General features: G+C 74.8%; 1 protein-coding gene. It reads left to right on the forward strand.

What is annotated here, in order from left to right; translation table 11 throughout:
• On the forward strand, positions 1–842 hold an 842-nt coding region (locus D2K64_RS23805; RefSeq protein WP_370765160.1), incomplete at its 5' end, for a hypothetical protein.
• Between the last annotated feature and the right edge of the window lie 105 nt (positions 843–947).

Raw genomic sequence — 947 nt, forward strand, 5'->3', positions numbered from 1 at the left:
CGATCGAGCGGATGGTGGCCGCGGTAGTGACCACCGAGCCGCGCCGGAACCCGTCCACAGGCAGCGCCGCCATCGATCCCCGGAACCCGCTGAGGCAGCGCCTGCAGGAGCTGGAGGCGGCCGTGCCGGTCCGCGAGATGCTGCGGCAGGATGGCCGGCTGGAGCCGGCGTCACAAGGAGCCGCTCCGCCCCAGCCGCTGCTGCAGGCCGGAGCCCTGCTCCGCCAGCTGTGCGAGGTCTTCGGTGTGGATCCGGAGGGCGACGAGCCGGCGGCTCGTGCGGCGCCGCTGCGACCGGAGCCGCCGAAAGCGCCCGCGCCACCCGCCAAGCCGCCGCCTCCGCCGCCACCCTTGCGGGTGGTCGCGTCAGGGGCGGGGAGCATGGCCACGGGCCGGGGCAAGGTGCGCCAACCGGCGGACCGGCCGGCGGCGCCCCGGCCAGTCCGCCGTCAAACAAAGACCGAGGCGCCCGCTGCCCGGGCCGGCCTGACCTCCGGCAGCTTCTGGGCGCTGATGGACCGGTGGCAGGTGCCGGATGAGCCGGCGCTGGCGCTGCTCGGCCACGCCGGTGGCCTGACCCGCAAGGGCACGCGGCCGCGCTTCAAGCTGGCACCAGCCGAGGCGGAGGCGCTGCAGCTGATGCAGGGGATCGATGCCGGCCTGAGCCGCCTGGCTCAGGATCCCGCGCAATGGCTGCGGCAGCCGCTCGCGGCGGCACCGTTCACGGGCGCCAGGCCGCTCGACTGGATGCTGCGGCATCCGGGGCAGGGGACGCGCGACCTGTCGCAGCATCTGCTGCAAGTGGCCCTGCGGGCATCGCTGAACACGGGCGACGAAGCCTGAAGCCGCGCCGGCGACGCAGCATCGTCGAGCAGCCCGTCGCGCTGCCACCACTCCAACACATGGCGGGCACTAGGCCGCATGAGAGGGCCGTTCGCAGGTCGTCGA

It is taken from the genome of Teichococcus vastitatis (assembly GCF_003604215.1).
Lineage (GTDB): Bacteria > Pseudomonadota > Alphaproteobacteria > Acetobacterales > Acetobacteraceae > Pseudoroseomonas > Pseudoroseomonas vastitatis.